This window comes from Shewanella donghaensis (genome assembly GCF_007567505.1).
GTDB classification, from domain to species: Bacteria; Pseudomonadota; Gammaproteobacteria; order Enterobacterales; family Shewanellaceae; genus Shewanella; species Shewanella donghaensis.
The window spans coordinates 2,233,795-2,256,871 of the sequence record NZ_CP041783.1; the positions used below are offsets into that span (position 1 = coordinate 2,233,795).

Consider the following 23,077-nt stretch of genomic DNA (forward strand, 5'->3'; position numbering starts at 1 on the left):
TACCCATGCCTGAAATTCAAACTGTAAAAGATCGTGATACGGTTAAACTCATTAATTTCTTACTTGGGAAATGGCTTAACCAACACCTTGCTTCACTGTGACATATTGGTGTTAATCTAGCCCTACCATTCTGAAACTAACAAACGGCTCCTGACTCCCCTAATCTGCAAGCCCATAGCTTCAAATACTTCTTCAAAATCATTGCACTGAGCTGGCACGTTAGGTAAAGAGAATGTCGCTTCAGTGAAAAATCGCTGCTGATGCAAAGGATCACTCTCCCATGCTATCTGCCACCATTCCAAGATTCGCTCTTTAGAGTCAAACAATCGCTTAGCTTTTGGTACCCGATCACTTTTACTTCGATTTTCATTTGATGTTGCAGGTAATAGGTTCCATTTGTCATTATTTGGCCAGTAAGCAAATGGGAGGCAATGATCCACATCGTACAGGCTCTTTAATACCGTATTGCTCCAGGCCCTATGGATAACAGTGCCCTCAGCCTGTAGCTCATCCACACGCTTGCGAACGTATCGAGTATCACGAGATGAATCAATCCACACGAGGCAGTCATGATATGACTGTAGAGAGATATTTCTGTCTTGATTAAGCTTAAAGCGCTGCATTTCTTTAACCCACTGGTTTACCACCAACGGTTCTATCCAGGAGTGATAAAGCCTAAAGCAACCCCATAGCTTTTCATCCAAAATGAATTGACCAAACCCTGTAAAAAATTCACTATCTAAAATTATGGCATCTGAGTATTTTCTACGCTTTTCTGCTGCTTGGATTTCAAACAACTTGTTTTGTTTATCGCCCTGATAGATAAAAGTAACTGGCCCTGCTTTTATCGTACTTATCGTATGAGTAAATAATTTTTGAATAGCTTTAGCTTCTTCCCCGACATAGAGTGCACCAATAGAAAAGTCATCGGCTGATAGGTGTTTAAGCTTATTCCAACCATCGTCTTTCACAAAACCCAACCCTTTCGTTGCATTCGAGTTCTGCTGAATTCCGTGCCCCTCAATATCGACATCAATAAGGCGCTTGAACTGACGAACCCAATATAGAGCAACTAAACCCGCTGAAAGTGCGATTTTACCATCACTACGGTCTAACACAGCCCCAGAGTGAGCATCGGCAATACGAATTAACGTTCTCAATAGGGCAAGCTTATAAGTCGCCGATTTACTGTCGTTAACAATAATTCGACGAACAGTGTTAAGGTTACCGGAACCATCATCAGGCAAATTCAATACAACAGTCTGCCAAGACACATCTGCACGTTGAAGATTATCTTCACTACCCGATACTAATTGAAGCTGCAATGCGTGATCTTTTGAAAGTTTTTCTAGCTCTTCAACCGAGACAGAAAAGCCTTGTCGGCCATCAGTAAACTCTCCATGACGCAAGCTAATGACTAATTTACCATTTGGGGATAATAGATTTGAAAGTTTACGAAATGCTCTTTCACGTAATGAAGGAGCTAAATGCATCCACACTGCACTTACAAGTATTAAGTCAAAACGCATTCCTAAGCTTTGCACGTTTTTAAGAACTGGAAGTGAATCATTAAGCCAAGTGACTTCTGGGCCTGTACTTTGCAGCCCAATTTGACGCAATGCATCATTTGGCTCTACAGCGATGACCTCACAACCTTGGTCATTCATCCACTTAGCATCACGCCCAGAACCAGCACCAATGTCTAAAACATTAGATCCAGATTCTGGCCAATATAACTTCCACGATTGGTGTACAGACTTAAAATCAAGACCATTATATTGTTCAGCGAGCTCTATAGCATTCTGACTATAAAAAAGAGAGGTTGAGTTCATGAAAATGCGCCATATGTCCTTGTTAAACCATGATATACGGCTAGGTTACATATGGCGATAACTTAGTAAAGAACTGTGATTTATTTTTGTTCTAAGTCTAAGTGCTCAATAAGTTATTAATAATGGAAGGTTAGGTCGATCGAGGATAATTTTCTAAAATAAAACTGACAAAAGCGGTGTGGACCTCCCTGCTTAGTAATACTTACGAATAGGTAGATTCTAATTTATTAATGTAAAGAGTCTTCCCAAGCTAACTATCTAGTTTCGATTATCGTTATTAATGCTGAAAATATTTTTACACTAGGTGTTAGTACTAAACTATCAATAGAAAGATTGGCTGCCTCTAAAAAGCTATTGTCACCGTTTGGTCACCGAATAGAAAATACTGAAAAATATGAGTATGAGTTTAAAAGTGATTTGAAGATGGGGAAATTAATAAAAGCCAGAAAAGACAAAGGCCTAGCATTTCTGCTAGGCCTTCTAAATTTGGCAGGGGTAGCAAGACTCGAACTCGCAACCATCGGTTTTGGAGACCGCTGTTCTACCAATTGGAACTATACCCCTGTTGACGGAATGCATTATGCTAAAACCACTGCGAAAGGTAAAGCATTATTTATCACAAACGTACTGACTGTGGGTTTTTCAGCCAAATTAAGTGATTTATAATCTACTTTCCAATTTTAGCAATGTACACAAAACTGATATACGGTATCTACATGAAATAGGATCACATTATCTAGTTAAGCAGTTACGTAACTGCACCTAAAGAGACTTACAAATAACTTGCTTGGCTACAAGCACCACAATTACCTATCGCAACGAATAGTCACTTATGAACACTTACAAGTTGTGTGAACTGCATTTAGGGTTTAGCTCTTCGCCAGTTTAGAACTAAAGTCTTTAATAGGTCATAACGGCCTGGTTGAAGTGGCTTTAGATATCGTTAAACCTGACGCTTCAAGTATGAAGAATGAATACTGGCCTGCTCGCTATAATAATACTGAAAAACCTCAATACTACATTCATTCTAAGCACAACATTAAGATAGAGAAATTAGAAAAATGAGAAATCGGTTACGAATGTACGATTTAACGCAAATGAAAGCTGAGATAACTATTTAAAGCAGTGAGTAACACCGCCAAATTGAACTATGAACGCTCAAATTAGTAATTTTAAAATGCTTCAGAGTAATTTAATTAATCTCAAGAACCAAAAGCTATATCTTCGCTGCTGAAACCTTAAGAAATGTTTAATATTCAAACTAAAGATTACCATTAAGTGAACATATTTATTCGACACAACGAAAAAAGCCTCATCTTTCGATGAGGCTTTCGTCTTTATGTTGGCGGAGCGGACGGGACTCGAACCCGCGACCCCCGGCGTGACAGGCCGGTATTCTAACCAACTGAACTACCGCTCCTTTAGTAATTTGCTTGCGCAATATACTAAATTCTTTTTAAGTCGCTAACGTGTCAAAGTTAGTAGACTTGCTTTATCGTGATAAAGCTACTCTTTCGAGTAAATTAGGCGCTTGGCGATGACCTACTTTCACATGGGGAGACCCCACACTATCATCGGCGCTATTGCGTTTCACTGCTGAGTTCGGGATGGGATCAGGTGGTACCACAATGCTATTGTCACCAAGCAAATTCTTGCTTCATTTACCGCAAACGCAGTAAATAATAATTCGGAAATCTGATAACTCTTTCGAGATTTTTTTGAGTTCACACCATATTAAGTGCTCTATATTCGTATCTAAGTTCGACTTTTCAGTCTGTAATAAATCTAGTTACCACAACCACTCAGATAAAACTCATCTGGGTTGTATGGTTAAGCCTCACGAGTCATTAGTACAGGTTAGCTCAACGCCTCACAACGCTTACACACCCTGCCTATCAACGTCCTAGTCTCGAACGGCTCTTTAGAGAGATTAAATCTCTAGGGATGACTCATCTTAGGACTCGCTTCCCGCTTAGATGCTTTCAGCGGTTATCGATTCCGAACGTAGCTACCGGGCAATGCTATTGGCATAACAACCCGAACACCAGCGGTTCGTCCACTCCGGTCCTCTCGTACTAGGAGCAGCTTCCTTCAATCATCCAACGCCCACGGCAGATAGGGACCGAACTGTCTCACGACGTTCTGAACCCAGCTCGCGTACCACTTTAAATGGCGAACAGCCATACCCTTGGGACCGACTTCAGCCCCAGGATGTGATGAGCCGACATCGAGGTGCCAAACACCGCCGTCGATATGAACTCTTGGGCGGTATCAGCCTGTTATCCCCGGAGTACCTTTTATCCGTTGAGCGATGGCCCTTCCATACAGAACCACCGGATCACTATGACCTACTTTCGTACCTGCTCGACGTGTATGTCTCGCAGTTAAGCTGGCTTATGCCATTGCACTAACCGTACGATGTCCGACCGTACTTAGCCAACCTTCGTGCTCCTCCGTTACTCTTTGGGAGGAGACCGCCCCAGTCAAACTACCCACCAGGCACTGTCCCGAACCCCGATAAGGGGCCGCGGTTAGAACATCAAAACTACAAGGGTGGTATTTCAAGATTGACTCCACTCCATCTAGCGACGAAGTTTCAAAGTCTCCCACCTATCCTACACATGTAGGTTCAATGTTCAGTGCCAAGCTATAGTAAAGGTTCACGGGGTCTTTCCGTCTAGCCGCGGGTATACGGCATCTTCACCGCAATTTCAACTTCACTGAGTCTCGGCTGGAGACAGCGTGGCCATCATTACGCCATTCGTGCAGGTCGGAACTTACCCGACAAGGAATTTCGCTACCTTAGGACCGTTATAGTTACGGCCGCCGTTTACTTGGGCTTCGATCATGAGCTTCTCCGAAGATAACCCAATCAATTAACCTTCAAGCACCGGGCAGGCGTCATACCGTATACGTCATCTTGCGATTTTGCACAGTACTGTGTTTTTGATAAACAGTTGCAGCCACCTGGTATCTGCGACTCCCAACAGCTTAGAGAGCAAGTCTCATCACCGTCAGGAGCGTACCTTCTCCCGAAGTTACGGTACCATTTTGCCTAGTTCCTTCAGCCGAGTTCTCTCAAGCGCCTTGGTATTCTCTACCCGACCACCTGTGTCGGTTTGGGGTACGATTCCTACTAACCTGAAGCTTAGAAGATTTTCCTGGAAGCATGGCATCAACTACTTCATCACCTTAGTGACTCGTCATCAGTTCTCAGCCTTAAGTAAACCCGGATTTGCCTAAGTTTACAGCCTACAACCTTAAACGCGGACTACCAACGCCGCGCTAGCCTAGCCTTCTCCGTCTCTCCATCGCAGTTAGCAGAAGTACAGGAATATTGACCTGTTTCCCATCGACTACGCCTTTCGGCCTCGCCTTAGGGGTCGACTCACCCTGCCCCGATTAACGTTGGACAGGAACCCTTGGTCTTTCGGCGAGGGAGTTTTTCACTCCCTTTATCGTTACTCATGTCAGCATTCGCACTTCTGATACGTCCAGTGTGGGTTACCCCTTCACCTTCAACCGCTTACAGAACGCTCCTCTACCGCTTGCTAGTAAACTAGCAAACCCATAGCTTCGGTGTATTGCTTAGCCCCGTTAAATCTTCCGCGCAGGCCGACTCGACTAGTGAGCTATTACGCTTTCTTTAAATGATGGCTGCTTCTAAGCCAACATCCTAGCTGTCTAAGCCTTCCCACATCGTTTCCCACTTAGCAATAACTTTGGGACCTTAGCTGATGGTCTGGGTTGTTTCCCTTTTGACGACGGACGTTAGCACCCGCCGTCTGTCTCCCGAGTAGTACTCACTGGTATTCGGAGTTTGCAAAGGGTTGGTAAGTCGGGATGACCCCCTAGCCTTAACAGTGCTCTACCCCCAGTGGTATTCGCTCGAGGCGCTACCTAAATAGCTTTCGAGGAGAACCAGATATCTCCGAGTTTGATTGGCCTTTCACCCCCAGCCACAAGTCATCCGCTAATTTTTCAACATTAGTCGGTTCGGTCCTCCAGTTGATGTTACTCAACCTTCAACCTGCCCATGGCTAGATCACTCGGTTTCGGGTCTACGCCTTGCAACTAAACGCGCAGTTAACACTCGGTTTCCCTACGGCTCCGCTATTCGCTTAACCTCGCTACAAAACGTAAGTCGCTGACCCATTATACAAAAGGTACGCAGTCACGGTCTCAAGAACCGCTCCCACTGCTTGTACGTACACGGTTTCAGGTTCTATTTCACTCCCCTCACAGGGGTTCTTTTCGCCTTTCCCTCACGGTACTGGTTCACTATCGGTCAGTCAGGAGTATTTAGCCTTGGAGGATGGTCCCCCCATATTCAAACAGGATGTCACGTGTCCCGCCTTACTCGTTTTCATCTATGGTTAGTTTTCATGTACGGGACTATCACCCTGTACCGTTAAGCTTTCCAACTTATTCCACTAACACCCCATAGACTTAAGGGCTAATCCCCGTTCGCTCGCCGCTACTAGGGGAATCTCGGTTGATTTCTTTTCCTTCGGGTACTTAGATGTTTCAGTTCCCCGAGTTCGCCTCATACAGCTATGTATTCACTGTATGATGACCACTTATGTGGCCGGGTTTCCCCATTCGGATATCGTTAGCTCAAGTGCTTATTACTAGCTCGCCAACGCTTTTCGCAAGTTATTACGTCCTTCATCGCCTCTGACTGCCAAGGCATCCACCGTATACGCTTAGTCACTTAACCATACAACCCACATCAGTTTCATAAATGAAAACAAGTGTTGTTAAAGCGGGTAGCCTTAACAGTTATATCGTAACTAGCTGGTTTATTACATAATTTGCATCTCTTTCGAGTACACAAATTCGCCTTAGATTTTTAGAATATTCAAGACACTTAATAAAGTGTTTTGAGAACTCAATGTATTATTGAAAAAGGATTAATTTCCCAATAATACGATTTTGTAAATAACACAACGACAGACATCATCATGTTAAATACTATCAGCTTTCCAAATTGTTAAAGAACAATGCTAACCGGCTCGCGGCGCATTTCGCTCAACTTCCGAAGAAGTTAACAAGCAATCTGTGTGAACACTCAACAAACATTAAGTTAGTCGTATAGGTAAGGAGGTGATCCAGCCCCAGGTTCCCCTAGGGCTACCTTGTTACGACTTCACCCCAGTCATGAACCACACCGTGGTAAACGTCCTCCCGAAGGTTAGACTATCTACTTCTGGTGCAGCCCACTCCCATGGTGTGACGGGCGGTGTGTACAAGGCCCGGGAACGTATTCACCGTAGCATTCTGATCTACGATTACTAGCGATTCCGACTTCACGGAGTCGAGTTGCAGACTCCGATCCGGACTACGACGTACTTTGTGAGATTAGCTAGACCTTGCGGCTTTGCAACCCTCTGTATACGCCATTGTAGCACGTGTGTAGCCCTACTCGTAAGGGCCATGATGACTTGACGTCGTCCCCACCTTCCTCCGGTTTATCACCGGCAGTCTCCCTAGAGTTCCCGCCATTACGCGCTGGCAAATAAGGATAGGGGTTGCGCTCGTTGCGGGACTTAACCCAACATTTCACAACACGAGCTGACGACAGCCATGCAGCACCTGTCTCACAGTTCCCGAAGGCACCAAACCATCTCTGGTAAGTTCTGTGGATGTCAAGAGTAGGTAAGGTTCTTCGCGTTGCATCGAATTAAACCACATGCTCCACCGCTTGTGCGGGCCCCCGTCAATTCATTTGAGTTTTAACCTTGCGGCCGTACTCCCCAGGCGGTCTACTTAATGCGTTAGCTTGGGAGCCCAGTGCTCAAGGCACCAAACTCCGAGTAGACATCGTTTACGGCGTGGACTACCAGGGTATCTAATCCTGTTTGCTCCCCACGCTTTCGTACATGAGCGTCAGTCTTTGTCCAGGGGGCCGCCTTCGCCACCGGTATTCCTTCAGATCTCTACGCATTTCACCGCTACACCTGAAATTCTACCCCCCTCTACAAGACTCTAGTTCACCAGTTCTAAATGCAATTCCCAGGTTGAGCCCGGGGATTTCACATCTAGCTTAATGAACCGCCTGCGTACGCTTTACGCCCAGTAATTCCGATTAACGCTTGGACCCCTCGTATTACCGCGGCTGCTGGCACGAAGTTAGCCGGTCCTTCTTCTGTAGGTAACGTCACAGCTAACGGTTATTAACCGTTAACCTTTCCTCCCTACTGAAAGTGCTTTACAACCCTAAGGCCTTCTTCACACACGCGGCATGGCTGCATCAGGCTTTCGCCCATTGTGCAATATTCCCCACTGCTGCCTCCCGTAGGAGTCTGGGCCGTGTCTCAGTCCCAGTGTGGCTGATCATCCTCTCAGAACAGCTAGGGATCGTCGCCTTGGTGAGCCATTACCTCACCAACTAGCTAATCCCACCTAGGTTCATCCAATCGCGAAAGGCCCGAAGGTCCCCTCCTTTCCCCCGTAGGGCGTATGCGGTATTAGCAGTCGTTTCCAACTGTTATCCCCCTCGACTGGGCAGATCCCTAGGCATTACTCACCCGTCCGCCGCTCGTCACCTCAGGAGCAAGCTCCCTTGTGTTACCGCTCGACTTGCATGTGTTAGGCCTGCCGCCAGCGTTCAATCTGAGCCATGATCAAACTCTTCAATTAAAGTTTTGTTAAAGCAGCCATTCTTATAAATAAGAACATCGCTTCGGCTCAATGAATTCTGATTTCGATTTAAAGACTCGGAAGAATCTCTAAAACGTTTGTTACATATTGCTATGAACACTCATCGTTACATTGAGTAAATAATTTTGATTGCTACCTAAGTAGCAATTTCGATTAACTCAACACCTGTGAGTGTCCACACAGATTTCTTGTTTGATTGTTAAAGAGCGTTGGTATCAATCTTTCAGATACCGCCGTTAGACGCTAGGTCGTTGGCTTAGGGATGCGTATTCTACACTTCCCGTTGTGGGCGTCAAGTCATTTTTAATGTTAATTTAAAATGCTTTTCAACCCGTTAATTATGATGATGTAAATCCGTCTTAATTAACGCTAACACGTTGAGCCTATTGGCCTGTCGCCGTGTCAGTGGATGCGCATTATAGGCAAATCAAGATTTCGTGCAAGGGCTTTTTTATGTTTTTATTACAAAACTCAGTTGAACGAACAAAAGCTAATCAGATCGCACTTAAAACCAACAACTATTGGCTTTTAGCTTATGTTTAGGAGTAAAACTCATAGTTGTATCTATCATTTTCATCCTTCTATAAAGCAACAGGAATAAACAAACTCAATAAAATGTATTGGTTTTATGCTCTAAATCGCCTATTTTGTTTTAAATAAGGAAAATTGGGATACACCATTTAGGAATATATATGCTTAGTCTACGTTTGTTGTGTTTAGTTGGCTGCTTCAGTTTTATTCAATTGGCACAAGCCACTGTAATCTATTCTTGGGTCGATGAAGATGGCGTTAAACATTATAGCCAGCAGCCTCCAGCTGAAGTGCATTCAGATAAAATTTACAGTGAAGACATTGAACCACCTCAAGTGGGCTATTTACCTGTCTTACCTAATACCTCTTATTCTGCGAGTTCCAGTAAAACATCAGATGAAGAAAAAAATGCTGCAGCAATCAAAAAAAATGATTCTGAACAAGCGGCCTCCATTTGTAAAAATGCTAAACATAGTTTGAATGTACTTTCGACTTATCAAAGGTTGCATCGTAAAGACCCTACAACGGGTGAATCAATACAAGTATCTGAGGTAGAGCGAATTGCGCAGATAGAAAAGAATGAAGAACGCATTAAAATGTTTTGTGATTAGTTATAGTTACTCTCAATATTAGAAAGAGTGTGTCTAGTCCTCAAATAGATTGACAGTGTTTTACATAATAAAGGGAGCCATTGGCTCCCTTTATTATTTTAGTTTTTACAATACTATTTCTCTACTATCATTAACAGCTATTGCGCCAAACCAACTGTGTACATCGGACTATATTCACCACCATTACAATTCTCGGTTCCTGAACGCCAACCATCTTCAAATGAATCTATACCATTCAAAGTAGTGTCTTTCATCGAATCAACAGATTGATTTGAACCTTTTTCAGCAATAGCACTTTCACAACCCCTGTTATAACCAAAATGATAAAGACTGTCATAATCAACATTACCGACAGCAATAACGGCAGGCTCACTGCTATCATTGTTGGGTGCACTACTACAGCCAGTTATGCTTAAAGCTATGACACAAAGACTTAATACAACTTGTTTTTTCATGTTATATCCTTCATTTGATTGAGGGTTAGCAAATAAAACGCCTACTTTTTAAGCTAGTCGATAAATATCACACACGCAAGTTACCTTAATCAACATCAATAAACTTTAACTTGGCTCTTTGGATATAGCACAATGCTTTAAACTAGAATGAAAAAAGGAACCATGTGTAAACATGATTCCTTTTAATGAGCCTTTAATTTAGTAAAGTCGTTATTGTGTGAATGTTAGTAAACCTTCTTTGACATCAACGATAATCTCTTTCCCTGGAATTAAGTCACCTTTGAGCAAAAGATTTGCTAATGGGTTCTCTATTTCCTGTTGTAAGGCTCGTTTAAGAGGCCTTGCACCATAGATAGGATCAAAGCCGGCTTCAGCAATGAGTGCCAACGCTTCTTTTGAAATCGACAATCCATAGTCTTTCTCAGCTAAGCGCGCTTTTAAGTTCTCTAGTTGTATCTCTGCAATATATGCAATGTGCTCTGCCGATAAAGGATGGAACACTACGGTTTCGTCTATACGATTTAAAAACTCTGGTCTAAAGCTTTGAGTTACCACTTCCATCACTGAAGATTTCATTTGAGCATAATCTTGAGAAGCAAAGCCTTGTTGTATCAATTCTGATCCCAAGTTAGACGTCATAATAATTACAGTATTTCTAAAATCTACTGTTCTACCCTGACCATCAGTCAGTCTGCCATCATCCAATACCTGCAATAAGATATTAAACACATCTGGATGGGCTTTTTCGACTTCATCGAGCAAAATCACTGAGTAAGGCTTACGACGAACAGCTTCAGTTAAATAACCGCCTTCTTCATAACCAACGTATCCTGGAGGCGCACCGACTAAACGTGAGACAGTGTGCTTTTCCATAAATTCTGACATATCAATACGAACCATTGAAGATTCAGTATCAAATAAGAAGGTCGCTAATGACTTACATAATTCAGTTTTACCCACACCAGTTGGCCCCAAGAATAAAAAAGAACCTATTGGACGGTTGGGATCTGCTAGCCCAGCTCGGCTGCGGCGAATAGCATTTGATACTGCTTCAACAGCTTCATTTTGACCGATAACTCTTTGATGAAGCGCTTCTTCCATTTGCAGCAACTTATCACGTTCGCCTTCGAGCATTTTGTTTACAGGAATGCCGGTGGCTTTTGATAGTACTTCGGCAATTTCTGTTTCAGTCACCTTGTTACGTAGTAAGGTCATATCTTGCATTTCAGCTTGAGAAGCTAGATCTAACTGCTTTTCTAATTCTGGAATACGACCATATTGTAATTCAGACATACGAGTTAGATCGCCAGCTCTTCGGGCAACATCCATATCCATGCGCGATTGTTCTAAATCGGCTTTAATATGCTGTGTACCTGCTAACGCGGCTTTTTCTGTACGCCAAATTTCATTTAACTCATTTGCTTTAACTTCGACTTCTGCCAGCTCAAGCTGCAAATGACTCAAACGTTTACGACTTGCTTCGTCTTCTTCTTTAGCTAATGCTTGTTCCTCAAGCTTTAACTGAATAGCGCGTCGTTCTAATCGATCTAATGATTCTGGTTTAGAGTCAATTTGCATACGGATGCTTGAAGCCGCTTCATCAATAAGATCAATGGCTTTATCTGGTAACTTTCGATCTGATATATAACGATGAGACATGGTTGCAGCTGCGACAATGGCAGGATCGGTAATCTCTACATGATGATGCAGTTCATAACGCTCTTTTAACCCACGCAATATGGCAATAGTGTCGATCACACTGGGTTCTTCTACCAAGACTTTTTGAAAGCGACGCTCTAATGCAGCATCTTTCTCAATATACTGACGATATTCATCTAGGGTTGTGGCACCAACACAATGTAAATCACCTCGAGCCAGTGCCGGTTTAAGCATATTACCGGCATCCATGGCGCCTTCACCCTTACCTGCACCAACCATGGTATGCAGTTCATCGATGAACAGAATAACTTGGCCTTCTTCTTGAGCTAATTCGCTCAATACTGCCTTTAAGCGTTCTTCAAATTCGCCGCGATACTTAGCCCCCGCAATTAATGATCCCATATCAAGGGAAAGTACCCGTTTGTTTTTAATGCCTTCAGGTACTTCGCCATTGACAATCCGTTGAGCTAAGCCTTCAACAATGGCAGTTTTACCCACACCTGGTTCACCAATCAATACTGGATTATTTTTACTACGACGCTGTAATACTTGAATCGTGCGGCGGATCTCTTCGTCTCGGCCAATCACTGGATCAAGTTTGCCCTGCTCTGCTCGCTCGGTAAGATCGACAGTAAATTTCTTTAACGCTTGGCGTTGATCTTCAGCATTAGGATCATCCACTTTTTGTCCACCACGGATTTGCTCAATGGTCGACTCCAAAAGTTCTTTAGTCGCGCCTGCTGATTTCAGGCTTTTTGCTAAAGGATCAGAGCCTTCTAATGCTGCTAATACAAACAGCTCTGAAGAGATATATTTATCTTTTCGTTTTTGGGCGAGTTTATCGCAAAGATTCAGTAATCGAATTAAGCTCTGAGATAACTGAATATCTCCACCAGCACCATCAACTTGCGAAACACGTTCTAGTTCTTTACTGATTGACGAACGCAGCGCACTCACATTAATGCCCGCTTGAGTCAGTAATGGATGAATAGAACCAGAATCTTGATTTAACAATGCCATCATCAAATGAATAGGTTCAATAAACTGATGGTCACGCCCTAAAGCTAAAGACTGTGCATCTGAAATAGCAATTTGAAACTTATTGGTCATACGATCGAGTCTCATACGGCCTCCTAAACGATTTAATTAAAAACGGAATGTTTTTGATAATTAAAATATGGGGGTATTTATGGATTTTTCAATATGAGACAGGTAAATATAATCATAAAGTGGCAGATTAGCTGATGTAGATCAAATCTAAAAAACAGATTAAGACTTAAGCCAAATAAGAGAAGCCATTCGCCCAGTTTGCTGATCGCGGCGGTAGGAAAAATAATCAGTATCAGAGAATGTGCAAGTCTTAGCATCGTGAATAGATTTAACGCCTTTAAGCGACAACCTCATTTGTGCTAACCCTGCCAGATCGGCTAAATACTTTTCACCAAAAGAAGTGAAGTAATCTTTGGCTTGTGCATGTTGTTGGGTAAATGATTGATAAACGTCAGTCCCAACTTCAAAAGCATTAGGGCCTATTGCTGGACCGAGAAATGCCAATATGTCAGACGCGGGAGATTGAAACTGTTCAATTGCCGCTTCAATAACGCCATCACATAATCCACGCCAGCCAGCATGTATGGCAGCCACTTCAGTTCCCACTTTATTACACAGTAATACCGGTAGACAATCCGCAGTCATGACAACAAGAGTTGATGCACAAGAGTTGGAATAACTGCCATCAGCAGTCAGAGGTGAAATCAGATCAGAACTTGTTAGCGTTGAGCAATCTATAATTTTGGTGCCATGCACCTGCTCAAGCCAAACTAGAGGGGATGGAATCGATAGTGTTTTTTGTAATAAAGCCCGATTAGCCAATACATCTTCTGTTGCATCACCCACATGTAAGCCTAAGTTAAGACTATTATATGGTGGATGACTGACACCACCATGACTATCCGTCATGGCAATGGCAACATTATCAGGTAAAGGCCAATTGGCTTTAAACACCATCAATCCTTATAGAACCACTTGCGAAATACTGAACAACTTATAGGTGATCTACTGGGTTTAGTTCGGTATCTTCACGTAATGCTTGGGTTAGCAACTTCATATCCTCAGGGATAGGCGCTTGCCAAGACATAATTTCATGGGTAAATGGATGTGCAAGTTCTAAACGAACAGCATGCAAAGCCTGACGATTAAAGTTCTTTAATAGCTCGAAGAACTCACGACTTGCCTTTTTCGGTGGACGTGGACGACCACCATAAACAGGATCACCAACCAATACATGGCCAATGTAAGACATATGCACACGAATTTGGTGAGTACGACCTGTTTCAAGACGTAATCTTAGGCGAGTATGAGCTCTGAACTTTTCTGAAACGCGATAATGCGTTACTGAAGGACGTCCACCCATAACCACTGCCATTTGGGTACGACGAGTCTCGTGACGTTCGATTGGTTCATCAACCGTGCCACCAGCAGTCATAGTGCCAAGTACAACGGCTTCATATTCACGCACGATATCACGGGCCTGAAGTGCTGCAACTAAGTGAGTTTGTGCTTCAACTGTTTTAGCCACCACCATCAAACCTGTGGTGTCTTTATCTAAGCGATGCACAATACCGGCTCTAGGAACATGTTCAATCGCTGGGAAGTGATGTAATAACGCATTTAATAATGTGCCATCTGCATTACCTGCACCAGGATGTACCACTAAACCCGCTTGCTTATTTACCACAATAATATGCTCATCTTCATAGACGATATTAAGTGGTATTTTCTGCGCTTTATCTTTAACTTCTTCTTCAAGCGTTGCTTCTACAGCAATTAACTGCGACTCTATTACCTTCTCTCGAGGTATATCGACAACAGTATCATCTACTGAAACTGCACCAGATAGGATCCATTCTTTGATGCGTGTACGGGAATAATCAGGGAACAATTCAGCCAAAGCTTGGTCTAATCTTAAACCCGTTTGACTTGCTGTGATTTCGCTTTTTAGGTTAATCTGTTGTGTCATAGGAACCGTACCCCTTTTTTGGGGTCCAAAGTGAATGAGCTATCTGTTACAATCGTATTGTTTTCTATTTTACAGTGAAATGGAAAAATTCTTAACAACAACTTAAAAAAGAATTGAATTTACATATGTATAAATTTGCCAAAGGTGCCGCCCTAGTATTGTTTTCATTGACTTTAACGGCTTGTAGCACCTCTAAAGGTTTTGAAGACGAAGCTATCAGTAATAAGTCCCCAGAAGGACTTTATGCCCAATCAAGGACCTCAATGGAACTTGGTAACTATTCTAAAGCAGTTAGAACGTTAGAAGCGTTGGACTCTCGTTACCCATTTGGACCACATAAAACTCAGGTCCAATTAGATATGATTTTCGCTTATTATAAGATGGATGATGTCGCATCTGGTATTGCAAATATCGACCGTTTCCTACGTTTAAACCCAACACATCCTGATATTGATTACGTCTATTATATGCGTGGTTTAACAAATATGCAGGCAGATAATTATCTTTTTCACGATATGATGAATATTGATCGCACCGATCGTGATCCTAAAAATGCTCAAGATGCATTTAAAGACTTCAATCGTTTAATCAAAAGCTATCCAAACAGCAAATATGCAGCTGATGCACAACATCGTATGCAGTACCTTAAAAACCGTTTAGCGCTGTACTCAATTAAAGTTGCTGAGTACTACATTAAAATGGAAGCTTGGAGTGCAGCAGCAGTAAGAGCACAAACTGTAATGGAGCAATTCCCAGGTACACCTGCAACAGAGCGTGCACTTGAGATTATGGCTACAGCTTACGATAAGCTTGGACAAGATGAATTATTGCAAAACGTTTCAGCCGTTATGGCAGCAAACTACCCTAACAATGAATTATTAACGAACTAATCATCAGTGATGTTCGTTAACATGATTTAAATGGCCTCTTTTGAGGTCATTTTTTTTATCCATAAAAATCAATGCTTATAGATAAAGCCGCCATAGAGATATTTAGTCGCTTCTGCGCCTAACACCATCACTTTATCGCCTTTGATTAATTTTCCTGAATGGATCAGTCGTGACAAACTCACCCATATCGCTGCAGAACCTAAATTACCAAGAAATTGAGCATCGTTAATAATTCGGCCACTATCAATATTTAATGCTTCAGCAAGCAGTTTATCAATATGTCCGTTAGCTTGATGGGGTAAGATATACTTCATATCCTCAATATGATGACCTCGAGACATAAGCGCCGCTAACCCTAACTCAAACAACTGACTACCTTGAGAACGCACCGCAGCAATATTATGATGAAACCTCGCCATGTCCTTATTACCGACATCAGCAGAGCCACCATCAAGATGAAATCCAGGTTGCTTATTCTCACCAATTTGGCCTAAATAAATATCTGAAATTACACCAAACCCACCTCTAGATTCGTCAGTATTCGGTCCTAAAATAACAGCCGCAGCGCCGTCCCCCATTTGCACAAAATTAACCAATTGTGCTTTATCGATAAAATCTGGACTCATATCAAAATAAACGGAACCCGTTTCACAACCCACAACCGCTAAAGGTTGTTGATTCACCTTACAAAAAGCTGAAGCGATTTGCAGTGCATTAGCAAAACCCGTACATGCCTGACGCAGTTCTAGATAAGGGCCTTGAAAGCCTTGTTTATCGGCTATCCACGCAGCATTAGGCGGTACCTGGGTGTGAGGAGTACAAGTATGACTGAGTAAATAATCAATATCATTCATGGTTAAATTGGCTTGAAGCAAGGCTTCATTCAATGCTGAAATACTTAAATCGATACTGCTTGGTGAAGGTAAGCAGGTGGCTTTGGTTAAATCTCTCACTAAATGTCGACCATTAATGCCCAATTTACGCGCCACAATTTCTGCTTTTTTGGCGGTAATAACACCACACCTTGTTCTTAAAGCATCTATCAATTTCCCTGAGGAAATATTCTCATGGGGTAATTGGTGGTTGATCCCCAATAGTTTTAATGAGTGCTGCGCAAATTTTACTGCCATTTATCCTCCAATTTTCTCTGTAAACCATCTAAGCAAACGCCTAGACTTTCGAAAGCTTGATGCTGAGTATTCAATAAACCAAATAATTGCTGCACCACCTTACGCTGAGTTTCCACAAATTCTGTAGCAGTCGCGCCCAAATCAACAGCATGTTGACGACTCACATAGACATGTTTAGCTTCGTCTTTTTTTATTAGTCCACAAAGAACTGAAAACCTATGATGTGAACCTAATTTACTGTGTTCAAAGGCATGCATTATTTGGGTGACACAAGTATCCAATACCGCTATTTGTACAAAGTGCTCACTGACATCAGTCACTCTGCCAAGACTGGCATAAAAGCGCCTTGCTTTACGCTGTGCTTGGGCAAATTGAGCTTGATGAATAACCTCATCAGCAGCTAATTGAAGTGCGATATCATGACGATGTTCATCAGCTTCAACTTCCAAAAGGCTTGATAATAGTTGTTGCTGCCCAAGTCCTGTAAGTCGGCTAATTTCGCCATTAAAGACCAATTGAGCAGATTGCTCTCCGCACAGTAATAATGGCAATAAACTAGCCATTAACTCAGCTTGTTGATTATTAAATAGCGGCTTGTGTTTATCATGATCCACAATCCATTGCTGAATTCGATTTCCATTAGGGGATAACATCCTTGACACTAAAGGTTGGCTCGGTAATGCAAAACAACGCTGCGGCTTTACTGACATTAGCGATCACTCCTCTCTAATGTTGAATTGAGCTTAGTTGAATTGAGTTTAGTTGAATGAGGCAAAGCTAAATTAAGCCAAGTTGCATATAGTACGGGCAGTAAAAACACATCACACAGCCAGGCAAAAATCATCACTAATCCAGATAATAAACTTAATTGCAAAATAGGCATAAAGCCTGATAACAAGCCCAAAGAGAAGCCAATAAAAATCGTTAAACTCGTAAAGCTGATAACAGGCACAACGCGCTCAAGTTTAAGCCACATTTCTGCGACTAATTCAGTTGATGATAGTGATTGATTTCGATCGGGTAATTTCAGTAATAAATGCAATGTGTCATCGACAATAATACCCAGCATCATGCACAGCACGATGGTGCCGCCAAGACTTATATAGCCTCCAAACCACTGCCAAATACCAAAAACCCATAACAAAGGTAAAAAGTTAAGTAGCAATGCAATGGCTCCGCACTGCCAGCTGCGCTTAACCCCAGCGATTAAAAAAGTGAGTAAAATTAGAGCCGTAATAAATGACCACAACATACTTCGGGCATTATTAGCGCTCAAATGGGCGAACAATAAGCTTGGACTCACAGCATCACTGATGCGTATGTTACTGAAGGAATGGTTAGGTGAATCATTGGATAAGTTAGCTTCAAGCCATTCAGCTACCGTTTTTTCAAACTCAATTAATTGCTTAGACGACATCGGTACTAAAAATAGACTTATTAACGTTTGCTGCCGCGAATTACTGAGCTCGTTAGCCAGTATCGTAGAAGTATTTTCTTGTTTAATATAATGATCAAACTGTGACTGAGTTAAGCCTGCACTTTTTACCCAATCACCAATATGTTGCACACTATTTACTTGTGGTTGTTGCCTTAAAAAACGTGAAAAAGCATAAAGAAAAGAAAGTGTATTGCCATTAATACTGGTGTTCAAACCTTCACTATTCGTTTGGCTAACATTGTATTTAAAGGTATTAATCCCATTAAAGTATTGCGTCATTTTTTGCTCAGATTGACTAAATGCACTGCTGTTAGAAAAGTATCCAACAGGATTATCGTTAATGGTGAGTTGACTGACTGAATATGAACAAACAACTGATACCACGATAATAATAGATAATAATCCTTTAGGGTATTTACTGGCACATTTAGCCCAATTAAGGACGGCTTTGAAGTTTAAAATAGTCCGCTGCTGCCCTTTTGCTTTTCTGACCATAAGCAGTAATAAGCTCATCGCTAAACCATAATTAACCATGACGGCAAATGCCACCAGTAAACCAAAGCTACTGATTGGTGGCGAAGGACTCATCATTAACAATAAAAAACCAATACTCGTTGTTAAGCTGGCATAGGTAAGTGGCGCAATATTGCTTGAAACGCTGAGCCTTAATGATTCAAAAACATTGATATTAATCGATAAATTGTGTTGCCAGGCAAAGTATAAGTGGGCGGTATAAGCGAATGATAGAGTCATCACAATCACCGGAATAAAGGCACAAATAGCCGCTAAGGTTAATTGTAGCCAGCCCGCAAGTCCCACTGTCAATATCAAAGTAATCAAACTGTTTACCACAATGGCTGCAACCCATTGCCAATGACGAATAAACAGCAAACTCATCAAACCAAATAACAACAGCACCCCAGGCGCAAACCATATTAAGTCATGCTTGAGTGATTTAGCATATTGCCAATTTAATGCTTGAGTACCTGTGAAGTAACTCGATACTTGCCAAGGTTGCCAATACTCTTGTGTTTCTTTATAAAGCTGAGTTAAACGCTGTTCTAACCATCGTGGTTGTGTATTAGCATGGGTTGGTTGTTGTAATTCAATGGACAATAATATGGCTTTACTGTCACTTGATATTAACGAGGTTCGCCGTGGATGAGTCTTGTATTGAAGCTGAAATTGCACACTGTCATCTAGTAGCTGGGTGTAACCATAAACCCCTGTTACATCAACCTCAGTTAATAACTGTTGTTTAAACATCACCACTGCGGCGTTTAATTCATCTGATGTCCATGGCTTAGAACTTTCTAGTAATAACCACAACTGATCTTGTTGTCGATATAATTCACCTAATTGTTTGGAGGCTAAAAATTTAGGGTCATCTTTGGCAAAGTAGTCATTAAAATCAACTTGCCCCGACAATTTAGAGGCTCCGACACTCGACAGGCAAACAGCAATTAATATGCTGCTAATAAGCAATAGCGGATGTCGGGAAATTTTTTCAATAATACGCAGTAAAAATAGCAAGTAAGCCTCAAAAATTATCGATATTTAACATTAAGCTTGGCTTTATTGTAGTAGCCATGAACCTATGAGACCCGATAATTAGAATTGTTTGTTCACAAGAAATCAACATTTATCAATATTTCTATTGCTCTGGTCTTTTATCTTACGTGTTTATTAGTTAATCGAAGCGTCGATTTATTCAGCACAGTCGCCAGTTTTTCTGTGAAAACCACAAAAATCAGTTGACTCAAATGAGTAAAAGCTTTTTAATAGCGTCCGTCGCCCGAATAGCTCAGTCGGTAGAGCAGAGGATTGAAAATCCTCGTGTCCCTGGTTCGATTCCGGGTTCGGGCACCATATTTAGATTTGGTGGCTATCGCGACTAAATAACAAAAAAGCCTCGCATTGCGAGGCTTTTTTGTATCTGAATTCTGTAGCTGTTTTTGTGAATGATTTTTTGAATAGTTTCGTGAATAGTTTTGTGAGCACTTTTGAGAATTATTGTTTAAGCGGCTCAACGAATAATGTCAAACATCTCGTTAAACCGCATACCGAAAAAATCAAATTAATCCCTTAAGCGGGCTCAATATAATCAACCAACATCTGCACAGTTTGGTTGCCCCTAAACTCATTCACATCAAGCTTATAAGCGACTCGGGCATGTTTGATGGTCGCATCTGGCCAAATGGCTAAATCAACATTGAAGGCTATGGCATCCATCATCACTGACCCACACTCAGACTCTAACACCAGCTTTAAATGCTTCTCACCGACAATACGTTGCTGGATCACGCCAAAATGGCCATCAAATAATGGCTCTTCAAATGACTGGCCCCAAGGGCCTGCATCTCTTAGCAAATAAGCGGTTTCCAAGGTCATCAAATCAACAGGGAGCTCTCCATCAGATAATATTTCCCCCGTTAACTGTTCAGGCTTTAATATTTCACGTACCGCTTTATCATAAGCTTGTTCAAACTCCGCAAATGCATCAGCGCGTAATGAAAGACCTGCTGCCATGGCATGGCCACCAAACTTAATAATCATTCCAGGATGACGGCTATTAATCAGCTCTAACACATCTCGCATGTGTAAACCTTTAATAGAGCGTGCAGAGCCTTTGATTTCGCCTTCGCCGGCATCGGCAAATGCGATTACTGGTCGATGATATTTATCTTTAATCCGTGACGCTAAAATACCAATAACGCCCTGATGCCAATCCTGTTGAAAAATGGCTAAACCCCAAGGAAGTTTCGTTTCATCTAAACTGAGTTTTTGTAAGCTTTTTAGCGCTTCTTGTTGCATACCCGTTTCGAGTTCGCGGCGCTCTGCATTCAGTCCATCTAATTCGCCAGCCATTCTTCTGGCTAGCATCATGTCTTCACATAGCAGTGTTTCGACACCTAACGCCATTTCATCTAAGCGCCCAGCAGCATTTAGTCTTGGGCCTACGGCAAAACCGAAATCTGATGCGACTATTCGTTGCGGATTGCGTTTAGCCACTTCCAGCAGCGCAGTAATACCCACTCTACAGCGACCACTTTTCACTCTTTGTAATCCAGCTTGAACCAAAATACGGTTATTGTTATCCAGTGACACCACATCCGCGACAGTGCCCAATGCCACTATATCCAGCAAGCTGCCTAAATTTGGTTCAGGTAGCTGATTAAGCAGATACCAGTTTCGTTCTCGTAACTCACTGCGAAGTGCTGACATCAAATAAAACGCCACGCCCACACCTGCTATCGATTTGCTGGCAAACTCACAACCTTCTTGATTGGGGTTCACAATAGCATCAGCAACCGGTAACGTTTTACCAGGAAGATGGTGGTCAGTAACAACCACTTGCATACCAAGCGCTTTTGCTGCAGCGACGCCTTCAATCGATGAAATGCCATTATCTACCGTAATTAATAGTTCAGCCCCTTTTGATTGCGCGACAGCAACAATCTCTGGGCTTAAGCCGTAGCCAAAGTCGAAACGATTAGGGATTAAATAATCTATTTTTTGTGCTCCCATCATTCTTAACGCCAGTAAACAAACACTGGTAGAGGTTGCACCGTCAGCATCAAAATCACCCACGATCAATATCGACTTTTTCGCCATGATCCCATCGGCAATAATTTTGGCCGCATCAGTTAATCCCATCATGGCATCAGGGCGTAACAGTTTAGATAAACTCAGCTCACAACCTGAATGATCAGCGCCACGGCGGGCATACAACTGCTTTAAAATTGGAGGAATTGTTATCGGTAAATGACTATCGTCAACATTAGTTCGGCGTAAAATTTTATGGGCCACGAAAACACCTTTGGGGATATAAGCAATGAATAGGATAGGAGATAAAAATCATCTTGGTAGACGACAACAAATTCGATTGTAAAAAAAAGGCGAGCACATTGCTCACCTTTCTTGCAAATAATTGTATTTGAATATCACGATTAAGTCATAAACGACTCATTAAAACTCGTATTATCTAAGCTAAGTACAAAACTAAATACTGAACTGATATTTATATTAAAGATTGGTTTTAATAGTATTCAGTAATGCTGCCGGTGGTTGGTAACCTGGCACTAATATGCCATTTTCAAGCACAATTGCTGGGGTACCATTAATTCCAAATGAGGCACCTAAACGATACTGCTCTTCAATGTTTGCATCACACTTAGCCGCTTTCACATTACCGCCAGTTTTTGCATCTGTCATTGCTTGTAATGGATCTTTAGCACACCAAACCGCTTCCATTTCATCAGCATTTGCAGATGGGATGCCAGCACGCGGATAAGCTAAATATCTCACAGTGATACCTAAATCATTGTAGCCATCCATTTCCTTATGCAATTTACGACAATAGCCACAATCAACATCGGTAAAAATAGTCACCACGTGTTTTTCATTTTTCGCTTTGTAGACCAACATGTCTTTTTCAAATGGCTTCATCATCTCAATACGAGGTCCTGCCAATGCAGCTTCTGTTAAGTTTTGCATGCCTTTATTTAAATCATACATATTACCGTGAAGTAGTTTACTTCCATCAGGTGATACATAAAGAATGCCACGATCCGTTAACGCCTGATAAAGACCATCAATAGGTGATGATTCAATACTCGATACATTGACGCCTAATGTGTCTGAAACTTGTTTGATAAGTTCTGCTTCATTAGGGATATCAGAGGCCGAAGCGGCATGCAACAAAGGGGTAATTGCGAGCGTTACCGCGAAAGAGATTGCTTTGGTTAACTTCATTTAAAATCCTATTTAGTCAATCTGTATTAGCCTATTGATATGTATAGACCCGATCATGGGAGCAAAAGTTACAGACAATATTTTGTTAAAGCAA

At 42.0% G+C, this 23,077-nt stretch carries 12 protein-coding genes, 3 tRNA genes and 3 rRNA genes; 3 read left to right on the forward strand and 15 right to left on the reverse strand.

From position 1 onward, the window contains the following. Window positions 1-122: 122 nt before the first annotated feature. The 6 genes from FPK91_RS09500 to FPK91_RS09525 form a co-directional block, all read right to left on the reverse strand. Complete coding sequence (locus FPK91_RS09500) at window positions 123-1,832, reverse strand: class I SAM-dependent methyltransferase (protein WP_144210810.1); 1,710 nt, start codon at window positions 1,830-1,832, stop codon at window positions 123-125. A 487-nt stretch (window positions 1,833-2,319) separates the two neighbouring features. Then, window positions 2,320-2,396: transfer RNA gene (locus FPK91_RS09505), tRNA-Trp, on the reverse strand. A 779-nt stretch (window positions 2,397-3,175) separates the two neighbouring features. Beyond that, a tRNA-Asp gene (locus FPK91_RS09510) sits at window positions 3,176-3,252 on the reverse strand. 109 nt (window positions 3,253-3,361) lie between these two features. Continuing rightward, a 5S ribosomal RNA gene (rrf, locus tag FPK91_RS09515) occupies window positions 3,362-3,477 on the reverse strand. A 181-nt stretch (window positions 3,478-3,658) separates the two neighbouring features. Next, window positions 3,659-6,552 (reverse strand): 23S ribosomal RNA (locus tag FPK91_RS09520). A gap of 379 nt (window positions 6,553-6,931) precedes the next feature. After that, a 16S ribosomal RNA gene (locus FPK91_RS09525) occupies window positions 6,932-8,474 on the reverse strand. The 16S, 23S and 5S rRNA genes sit together here with 1 tRNA gene alongside, the layout of an rRNA operon. A 713-nt stretch (window positions 8,475-9,187) precedes the next feature. Between FPK91_RS09525 and FPK91_RS09530 the strand changes: the two genes are divergently transcribed. After that, window positions 9,188-9,637, forward strand: a complete 450-nt coding sequence (locus tag FPK91_RS09530; RefSeq protein ID WP_144210812.1) for a DUF4124 domain-containing protein — start codon at window positions 9,188-9,190, stop codon at window positions 9,635-9,637. A gap of 137 nt (window positions 9,638-9,774) precedes the next feature. On the opposite strand, the gene FPK91_RS09535 is transcribed toward FPK91_RS09530, so the two are convergent. The 4 genes from FPK91_RS09535 to rluD form a co-directional block, all read right to left on the reverse strand. Then, complete coding sequence (locus FPK91_RS09535) at window positions 9,775-10,092, reverse strand: hypothetical protein (protein ID WP_144210814.1); 318 nt, start codon at window positions 10,090-10,092, stop codon at window positions 9,775-9,777. 210 nt (window positions 10,093-10,302) lie between these two features. Then, on the reverse strand, window positions 10,303-12,876 hold the full coding sequence (gene clpB / locus FPK91_RS09540; protein WP_144210816.1) for an ATP-dependent chaperone ClpB: 2,574 nt from the start codon (window positions 12,874-12,876) through the stop codon (window positions 10,303-10,305). Window positions 12,877-13,020: 144 nt separating this feature from the next. Then, window positions 13,021-13,755 (reverse strand): peptidoglycan editing factor PgeF, encoded by a 735-nt coding sequence (gene pgeF / locus FPK91_RS09545; protein WP_144214294.1) that lies wholly within the window; start codon window positions 13,753-13,755, stop codon window positions 13,021-13,023. A gap of 40 nt (window positions 13,756-13,795) precedes the next feature. Then, window positions 13,796-14,770 carry a 23S rRNA pseudouridine(1911/1915/1917) synthase RluD gene (gene rluD, locus FPK91_RS09550; protein WP_144210817.1) on the reverse strand — a complete coding sequence of 325 codons (975 nt, stop codon included), beginning with the start codon at window positions 14,768-14,770 and terminating at the stop codon, window positions 13,796-13,798. 125 nt (window positions 14,771-14,895) lie between these two features. Here rluD and FPK91_RS09555 point away from each other — a divergent pair, with 125 nt between their 5' ends. Next, window positions 14,896-15,660, forward strand: a complete 765-nt coding sequence (locus FPK91_RS09555; RefSeq protein ID WP_144210820.1) for an outer membrane protein assembly factor BamD — start codon at window positions 14,896-14,898, stop codon at window positions 15,658-15,660. Between the two features lie 68 nt (window positions 15,661-15,728). Here the strand turns inward: FPK91_RS09555 and FPK91_RS09560 are convergent, their stop codons facing one another. Genes FPK91_RS09560 through FPK91_RS09570 form a run of 3 tightly spaced genes read right to left on the reverse strand, consistent with a single transcriptional unit; the run spans window position 15,729 to window position 19,761 of the window. Then, a complete protein-coding gene (locus FPK91_RS09560; RefSeq protein WP_144210821.1) occupies window positions 15,729-16,790 on the reverse strand; it encodes a 3-oxoacyl-ACP synthase III family protein in 1,062 nt (353 codons plus the stop codon). Beyond that, the gene (locus FPK91_RS09565) at window positions 16,781-17,500 is read right to left on the reverse strand and encodes a hypothetical protein (RefSeq protein ID WP_144210823.1); all 720 of its coding nucleotides are present in this window, start codon (window positions 17,498-17,500) and stop codon (window positions 16,781-16,783) included. Before FPK91_RS09565 ends, FPK91_RS09560 begins: the two co-directional genes overlap by 10 nt. Continuing rightward, window positions 17,500-19,761, reverse strand: a complete 2,262-nt coding sequence (locus tag FPK91_RS09570) for an efflux RND transporter permease subunit (RefSeq protein ID WP_144210825.1) — start codon at window positions 19,759-19,761, stop codon at window positions 17,500-17,502. The genes FPK91_RS09565 and FPK91_RS09570 overlap by 1 nt, the downstream gene beginning before the upstream one ends. A gap of 260 nt (window positions 19,762-20,021) precedes the next feature. Between FPK91_RS09570 and FPK91_RS09575 the strand changes: the two genes are divergently transcribed. Then, window positions 20,022-20,097: transfer RNA gene (locus tag FPK91_RS09575), tRNA-Phe, on the forward strand. A gap of 216 nt (window positions 20,098-20,313) precedes the next feature. Here the strand turns inward: FPK91_RS09575 and recJ are convergent. Both recJ and dsbC read right to left on the reverse strand, forming a co-directional pair. Then, complete coding sequence (gene recJ, locus FPK91_RS09580; RefSeq protein ID WP_144210827.1) at window positions 20,314-22,038, reverse strand: single-stranded-DNA-specific exonuclease RecJ; 1,725 nt, start codon at window positions 22,036-22,038, stop codon at window positions 20,314-20,316. Window positions 22,039-22,254: 216 nt separating this feature from the next. Beyond that, window positions 22,255-22,983, reverse strand: a complete 729-nt coding sequence (gene dsbC, locus FPK91_RS09585; protein WP_144210829.1) for a bifunctional protein-disulfide isomerase/oxidoreductase DsbC — start codon at window positions 22,981-22,983, stop codon at window positions 22,255-22,257. Window positions 22,984-23,077 lie beyond the last annotated feature (94 nt).